At 50.6% G+C, this 7,058-nt stretch carries 6 protein-coding genes (1 of these 6 running past the window's edge); 2 read left to right on the top strand and 4 right to left on the bottom strand.

Annotated elements, in window-relative coordinates; genetic code table 11:
- The 3 genes in view from NIES593_RS20875 to NIES593_RS20865 are tightly spaced (each overlapping or abutting the next) and all read right to left on the bottom strand, a layout consistent with a single transcriptional unit that may run on beyond the window.
- Window positions 1-440, bottom strand: partial view of a GIY-YIG nuclease family protein gene (locus NIES593_RS20875; protein ID WP_073601419.1) — the 5' portion only. The gene continues 2,125 nt to the left of window position 1, outside the view; the window shows 440 of its 2,565 coding nt (coding positions 1-440); its start codon is at window positions 438-440; its stop codon lies beyond the left edge, outside the window.
- Window positions 433-2,019 carry an Eco57I restriction-modification methylase domain-containing protein gene (locus NIES593_RS20870; protein WP_073601418.1) on the bottom strand — a complete coding sequence of 529 codons (1,587 nt, stop codon included), beginning with the start codon at window positions 2,017-2,019 and terminating at the stop codon, window positions 433-435. Before NIES593_RS20870 ends, NIES593_RS20875 begins: the two co-directional genes overlap by 8 nt.
- Window positions 2,016-2,666 (bottom strand): N-6 DNA methylase, encoded by a 651-nt coding sequence (locus NIES593_RS20865; protein WP_073601417.1) that lies wholly within the window; start codon window positions 2,664-2,666, stop codon window positions 2,016-2,018. The genes NIES593_RS20870 and NIES593_RS20865 overlap by 4 nt, the downstream gene beginning before the upstream one ends.
- Before the next feature lie 308 nt (window positions 2,667-2,974).
- Here NIES593_RS20865 and NIES593_RS20860 point away from each other — a divergent pair, with 308 nt between their 5' ends.
- Window positions 2,975-3,940: an integron integrase gene (locus tag NIES593_RS20860; protein ID WP_073601416.1), complete on the top strand. Its 966-nt coding sequence runs from the start codon at window positions 2,975-2,977 to the stop codon at window positions 3,938-3,940.
- Window positions 3,941-4,060: 120 nt separating this feature from the next.
- Window positions 4,061-5,149 (top strand): alpha-hydroxy acid oxidase, encoded by a 1,089-nt coding sequence (locus NIES593_RS20855; protein WP_073601415.1) that lies wholly within the window; start codon window positions 4,061-4,063, stop codon window positions 5,147-5,149.
- Between the two features lie 107 nt (window positions 5,150-5,256).
- On the opposite strand, the gene ilvD is transcribed toward NIES593_RS20855, so the two are convergent.
- Window positions 5,257-6,942, bottom strand: coding sequence for a dihydroxy-acid dehydratase (ilvD, locus tag NIES593_RS20850; RefSeq protein WP_073601414.1), 1,686 nt, complete (start codon window positions 6,940-6,942; stop codon window positions 5,257-5,259).
- Between the last annotated feature and the right edge of the window lie 116 nt (window positions 6,943-7,058).

Genomic DNA, 7,058 nt, shown 5'->3' with positions numbered 1-7,058 from the left:
TCGGCCCAGATGGACTGGTAATAGGCAAAAGTCTTTTCCACCGCCGCGCGCTGCTCTTCCCGCATCGGGAAGGTCTGGTGATGCGTGCCGGTGTAGCGCTGGCCGGTGCGCAACTCGGCGAGCACCGTTCGCACATCCGCCACCGTGCAGCGCACCCATTCGCCCGTGACGATCTCGAAATTCTTTCTCACTAGCGCATCGCGCACCTCGAAATCTGTGAACGTGCTGCCGTCGTCCCGCTCGGCGGGTTCGTCAAGCTCGATGCGGTAGTTTTCGATGGCGGCAGTCCGGAGCTGCTCGGCCACGCGGCTTTTCACCTCGCGCGTGGTCTGGCCGATCTTGAGCAGCCCCGCGTGCGCCGCATCATCGATGGAATAGACGTAGATGCGCGGCCGGGCGCGAGGTTTTTCGGCAAGGATTTGTTCGATGGGTCTAGGCATCGTCGCCGCCCCCGTTAGCCTCCATTGGGCGGATGACGGCCTCGATGTAATCAATTTCTTCCTGCGTCAGCCCGTATTTTTTGTAAAGCGCTTCATCGGCCCAGAGGCGATTCCATGTTTGGACAGGAACCCAGCTGTAAGTTGACCGAAGCGCGTGTTGTGTAAGCTTGCGCAGCGAGACCAGAAAGCGGAAGAACTTGGTACGGTAATAAGACTCAAGACTTTGTGCTTCATCCTCATTTTCCAGCCAGAACGCCAAGAATGACTGCGTGGCGACTGATGGCGGGGGACTCAACCAAGGTTTTCCTAGCACGGAGGAAGGCATCTTATGCCCACCACCATGTGCTTCCGGGGCAAGCACTTTCCACTTGTCGATCAGATGCGTGTTCTTGGCAATCATGTTGCGCGGGACGAACCCGATGCCGCGCCTGCCGTTCCGGACATAATGGAGCGCAACGTCGCCAGCTTTCCTCTTGTCGTGGAAGCCATCGAAGTTGGTGGCAATACCGAAGGGGGTGTCGGCGGTCAAAATGTCGGTGATGGACTGCTCTCCCGCTTTCAACACTTTGCGCAGGATACCGACAGCTCTCGGGTCACGGACAAAGACGTCGAACTCATCGAGTTGTCGCGATGAGGTAGTTTCTTCCTGCCCGCGAACCACCGTCACGTCGCATGGCCCGTTGTGGAATTGCGACCATAGAAAAAAACAAATACCGCCCTCAACTGCCACATTCGGAAAGACTTCTTTTGAGACCGGATAGTCCACGAGCTTGATGAGCTTGCGCGAACTCAACATGGTCCTGCGGAACTCATCCATGCCCCTCCCCCCCGCCATCCAGCGCGAAGGAATGACCATGCAGAGATAGCGTGGCTCCAATCGCATCGCCTGCTCCACGAACAGATGGTAGATCGAAGAATCGCTCGACCCCCCTGCGCCGCCTTTCATCTGATACGGCGGATTGCCAATAATCACATCGAATTGCATGTCGCCTCCAAAGATTTCCTTCATGCAGGCCCGGATGTCGTCGGTGTGGATGAACGCATAGGCGTAGTTTTCCAACTCTTCTCCACGCTCCAGAATCGCCCTGGGCGCATCGCAATACACGCACTTGGTCTCGCCCCACGTGTGTTCCACCCGCTCGAACCAGATGTTGCCATCTTCGCTGGAAAAGGCCTTGCAGATGGAGTGCGGCCCGTTGGCGTGTTTGCTGCAATACACGCTGCGCCGCGCCAGCATCGCGGTGAGCCGGGTGATGCCGATGCCGAACACCTGCCGGGTCAGAATGTGGTTCACGCGCGCTTGCAGGTCGGGGATGTCGTCTTTCAAGCCCTCCACCAGCCGGTGGGTGATCTCGCGCAGGAACACGCCGGACTTCGTGCAGGGGTCGAGAAAGCGCACGTTCGGATCGGCCCACAGGTTCGCCCCGCCGCGGCTTTCCGCCCACGCCTCGGCCAGCGTGTCGAGCATGCGGTTGGCGAACTCCGGCGGCGTGAACACTTCGTCGTTCGACAGGTTCGCGATGCACGTCAGCACATCGGGGTTCCGGCCGCGGAGCGCAAAAGCCGCCTGTCCGCTCATACGGCCTCCTTCGTACCATCGCCGGCGCCGGCCAGCTCGCGCACCGTCATCGGCGAGTAGGTTTTCGTCGGAGTGAAGATCTCGTGCTTCGCAAGGTGGGCGAAAAGCGAGCCGTCCGCGCTGAACGTGGACGACAAGGCCAGATCATGGAGACGGAAGTCGCGTCGCTGGAATTTGCCTTTGCCAAGGTAGCCCCACTCCGGAAAGGTGATGGGTTGATCGTCGTGCGTGCGCATCTTCAGGGCATCGCCGTGAACAAGATTCTGCGACAGCACGTAGGAGGCGGCCCGATATAGCTCGTCTGCCTCATCCAGGTCCAGATAGTCGGTAAGGATCTCCAGCATGTTCGCGCGGCACTCGGCGATATTGTCCGCCAGCAGTTCGATGCCGTAACAGCACATCAGCGCGAACAGCGCGTAGAGGCGCTTTCCAAACTCGTTCTTGCCGTACTTGAGTTCGACCGCGGCAAGCTTCCGTTGGAGGACGCGCACAAGAAAGTTTCCGCTGCCGCACGCCGGCTCCAGAAAGCGGGAGTCGATGCGCTCCGTCTCGGCCTTCACGAGGTCGAGCATTGCTTCGACCAGCCAAGGCGGCGTGAAAACCTCCCCGTGGTCCGCAACACGTTGTTTGGACTTGACGTAGTTCATGGGGCGATCCGCTTCGGGCGGTATGTCCACTCGGTCACTGCGGGCTAACTATTTATTATACGGAAACTTTCCGTATAATCTTTTTCTCAATCCTGATATATCAAGCATCATAGCTGCCTCTTTTCATATTATACGGAAAAATTCTTTTTTATGCCCTTATTCGGATATTATACCGAATTTTTCCGTATAACCCCCCTTTACAGGAGAGTTATCAAGAATTTTTCCGTATATCCCTTGGTGTTATCCAGAATTTTTCTGGATAACATTCTTATTTAGAGTATTAAACGGAATTTTTCTGTATAAAACTGATGGAACAACGCCCAAAGAAACTGCTTGAACAAGTACAAGATGTTATCCGACTGAAGCACTATTCTTATCAAACAGAGAAAACTTACATTTACTGGATTAGGCGTTATATCCTCTTCCATAATAAACGCCACCCCAAAGACATGGGAAGTCCAGAAATTGAGGCATTTTTAACCCATCTGGCAGTGAATGAAAATGTGGCTGCCTCAACGCAAAACCAAGCACTTCACGCTGTTTTATTTCTCTACAAAGAGGTATTAAAACAAGATTTAGATTTAAAAGTAGATGCAGTACGGGCCAAGAAATCTAAATATTTACCAACAGTTTTGACAAAAGAAGAAGTTTTGTTAATTATTCAAAAATTATCTGGAGTACATCAACTTTTAGTGAGATTACTTTACGGCACTGGTTTAAGGTTAAATGAGGCTTTAAATTTACGGGTTAAAGATATTGACTTCGCCCAGAACCAAATAACAGTTCGCGATCCAAAAGGAAACGAAAGTCGCGTAACGATGTTGCCTGAAAGTATTGCAGAGGAACTTAAAATTCATTTACAAAGTGTCAAAATTATTCATAACCAAGATTTAGAAAAAGGCTACGGTTCAGTTTATTTGCCTTTCGCGTTAGAGAGAAAGTATGTGCGGGCAAAATATGATTGGATTTGGCAATTTGTATTTCCTTCCGGCAGCATTTCTAAAGACCCACGTAGCTCAGAAGTGCGTCGCCATCATTTGCATGAAAGTAGTTTACAAAAAGCGTTAAAACAAGCAGTGCGTCAAGCTGGTATTCAAAAAAAGGTGGGTTGTCATACCTTTCGTCATAGTTTTGCTACTCATTTATTACAAAATGGGTATGATATCCGCACGGTACAGGAATTATTGGGACATAAGGATGTCAAGACGACGATGATTTATACTCACGTACTTAATCGTGGTGGTCGGGGCGTTCGTAGTCCTCTCGATCCTTGATAGGTTAGTTGACGATCGAAGCGCGATCGCAAAAACTCTCAAGCTTGTCTTAAGATTTACTTTATGCATAGCCTCTGAGGTGCGATCGCTAATTTATCCATACAATCTATCCAAAATCCCATGCTTCGCCCGATTAATCTTTTCGAGTACGAATCGCTTGCCAAGAAAAATCTCTCTCGGATGGCACTGGATTACTATAGCGGCGGCGCTGGCGATGAATTAACTTTACGATACAATCGCGTTGCTTTCGATCGCTATCAATTTCGCCCTCGGATGTTGGTCGATGTCAGTCAACGAGATTTGAGCGCGTCTATTGTGGGTCAATCTTTGCCGATGCCGATTTTAATTGCGCCGATGGCATTTCAGTGTTTGGCGCATCCAGAAGGAGAATTAGCAACCGCGAGGGCAGCGCAGAAGTTGGGTACTGGAATGGTTTTGAGTACGCTATCGACCAAAAGTTTGGCAGCGGTAGCAAGCGAGAGAAAAAATATTTTCCAGTGGTTTCAGTTGTACGTTCATAAAGATCGCTCTCTGACTCAAACTCTGGTAGAAATGGCTCACTCAGCAGGTTTTAGCGCTTTATGTCTGACGGTAGACGCACCTTTTTTGGGAAAACGAGAACGGGACTGTCGCAATCAATTTGCCCTACCGCCAGGAATGGAACTGGCTAATTTAACTTGCATGGCAGATCTAACTATTGCCAAAACCGCTGGCGAGTCGGGGTTATTTGCCTATTTTACCGAGCAAATCGATCCCAGCGTCACTTGGAAAGACTTGGAATGGTTGCAGTCGATAACTCGCTTACCCGTCATCGTGAAAGGAATTTTACGGGGAGATGATGCCAAAAAAGCTGTAGAATACGGCGCGAGGGGGATTATTGTATCCAATCACGGCGGGAGACAATTGGATGGTGCGATCGCGTCCTTGGATGCTTTACCAGAAATCGTAGAAGCTGTCGGAGATAAAGCAGATATCCTCTTAGACGGCGGAATTCGGCGAGGAACGGATATCCTCAAAGCTTTAGCTTTAGGTGCAAAAGCAGTTTTGGTTGGTCGTCCTATTTTATGGGGATTGGCGGTTGGCGGAGAGGCAGGAGTCTGCCACGTCTTGGAATTGTTGCGCGATGAGTTGGATTTAGCGATGGCGTTGAGTGGATGCCCGACAATTCAAGCTATCGATTCGAGTATCATTGTCCGATCGAGCGTTTGATAACGATTGGAAATGAAGAATCCCCCCACTATAATTCCACAGGAATTTAGTGGTGGGACTCATTATTCAATGGCTAGCAGACGTGCTATCAGTGTTGGACTATCGCTTCAAAATAAATCCATATCCGTCACTGCACCGAGACTACTTGACGATACCAACTTGGCATATTTTCCCAAAATTCCTTTGGTATAACGGGGTTTTGGAGGTTGCCAATTAGCACGACGGCGGATTAATTCCTCCTCAGGGACGTTTAGTTGCAACAATTTTTGCTCTGCATCTATGGTAATGCTATCTCCTTCTTCTACCAGAGCGATCGTACCGCCTACTGCTGCTTCTGGTGCAACGTGACCGACAACCATACCATAGGTTCCGCCAGAGAAGCGTCCGTCGGTAATTAGTCCTACAGAATCTCCCAAACCCGCACCGATAATCGCAGAAGTCGGCGCGAGCATCTCTCGCATTCCGGGACCGCCTTTGGGTCCTTCATAACGGATAACGATTACGTCTCCAGGATTAATTTTTCCTGCCAGAATCGCATCCAAGCATTCTTCCTCCGATTCAAATACCCTTGCCGGTCCCGTAATTTTTGGATTCTTGACCCCGCTAATTTTGGCAACAGCCCCTTCGGTAGCTAGATTGCCTTTTAAGACGGCGAGGTGTCCTTCTCGGTAGACAGGGTTATCCCAGGAACGAATTACGTCCTGTCCCTTGGGGGGTTCGTTCGGCACGTCTGCCAAAACTTCTGCAATGGTTTGTCCGCTAATGGTTAGCGCATCTCCGTGCAGGAGGTCATGTACCAGCAGGATCTTCATTACTTGGGGAATGCCGCCAGCTTGGTGTAGGTTAGTGGTGACGTATCGCCCGGAGGGTTTGAGATCGCACAAGACTGGAACGCGATGGCGGATGGTTTCAAAGTCATCGATGGACAGTTCTACGCCGATGGTGCGCGCGATCGCAAGCAAGTGCAAGACGGCATTAGTCGAACCGCCAACTGCCATGATGACGGAGATAGCGTTTTCAAATGCCTTGCGAGTTAAAATCTGACTGGGCAAAATTTGCTTATGAATCGCCTCAACCAAAACCGCAGCAGATTTTTCGGCACTTTCTGCTTTCTCTGGATCTTCTGCTGCCATCGTAGAAGAGTAGGGCAGACTCATTCCCATCGCTTCAAAGGCGGAAGACATGGTATTGGCAGTAAACATTCCGCCGCAGGAACCCGCTCCCGGACAGGCGTTGCGTTCGATCGCCATTAATTCGGCTTCGTCAATTTTACCCGCGCTGTACTGTCCGACTGCTTCAAAGGCACTGACAACGGTTAAATCTCGTCCGTCATAACGTCCCGGCTTAATTGTACCTCCATAGACAAAAATGGCAGGGATATTCATGCGAGCCATGGCAATCATCGCTCCCGGCATATTTTTATCGCACCCGCCAATTGCCAAGACTCCATCCATACTCTGTCCGTTACAAACGGTTTCGATCGAATCGGCAATGACTTCGCGGGAGACGAGAGAATACTTCATTCCCTCGGTTCCCATCGAGATACCATCGCTGATAGTAATCGTCCCAAACATCTGCGGCATCGCTCCAGCATTTCTCGCACCTGCTTCGGCGCATTTGGCTAATTCGTTAATCCCCATATTGCAAGGGGTGATAGTGCTATAGCCATTGGCAATTCCCACGATAGGTTTGCTAAAATCGCTATCGCCAAAGCCTACTGCCCGCAACATGGCACGGTTAGGAGTGCGTTGCGTGCCTTGGGTAACAACTCGACTTCTAAAATTATCTGACATTAATTTGTTCTCCTTGCGATCGCTCCCAAACCTCTATTTTCTGCTTTCTGGTTCTCTAAGGAAAGCAAAATCTTATAAATATTTAATTTCACAACAGTTCGATCGATCCGGCTTCC

This window comes from Hydrococcus rivularis NIES-593 (genome assembly GCF_001904635.1).
GTDB lineage: Bacteria > Cyanobacteriota > Cyanobacteriia > Cyanobacteriales > Microcystaceae > Hydrococcus > Hydrococcus rivularis.
Note: the sequence above shows the minus strand (reverse complement) of the source record. Positions and strands in the feature narration are given on the sequence as shown.

Coding starts and splice junctions, on each gene's coding strand:
- NIES593_RS20870 (WP_073601418.1), bottom strand. CDS start 2,019: ATGAGCGGACAGGCGGCTTTTGCGCTCCGCGGCCGGAACCCCGATGTG.
- NIES593_RS20865 (WP_073601417.1), bottom strand. CDS start 2,666: ATGAACTACGTCAAGTCCAAACAACGTGTTGCGGACCACGGGGAGGTT.
- NIES593_RS20855 (WP_073601415.1), top strand. CDS start 4,061: ATGCTTCGCCCGATTAATCTTTTCGAGTACGAATCGCTTGCCAAGAAA.
- NIES593_RS20860 (WP_073601416.1), top strand. CDS start 2,975: ATGGAACAACGCCCAAAGAAACTGCTTGAACAAGTACAAGATGTTATC.
- ilvD (WP_073601414.1), bottom strand. CDS start 6,942: ATGTCAGATAATTTTAGAAGTCGAGTTGTTACCCAAGGCACGCAACGC.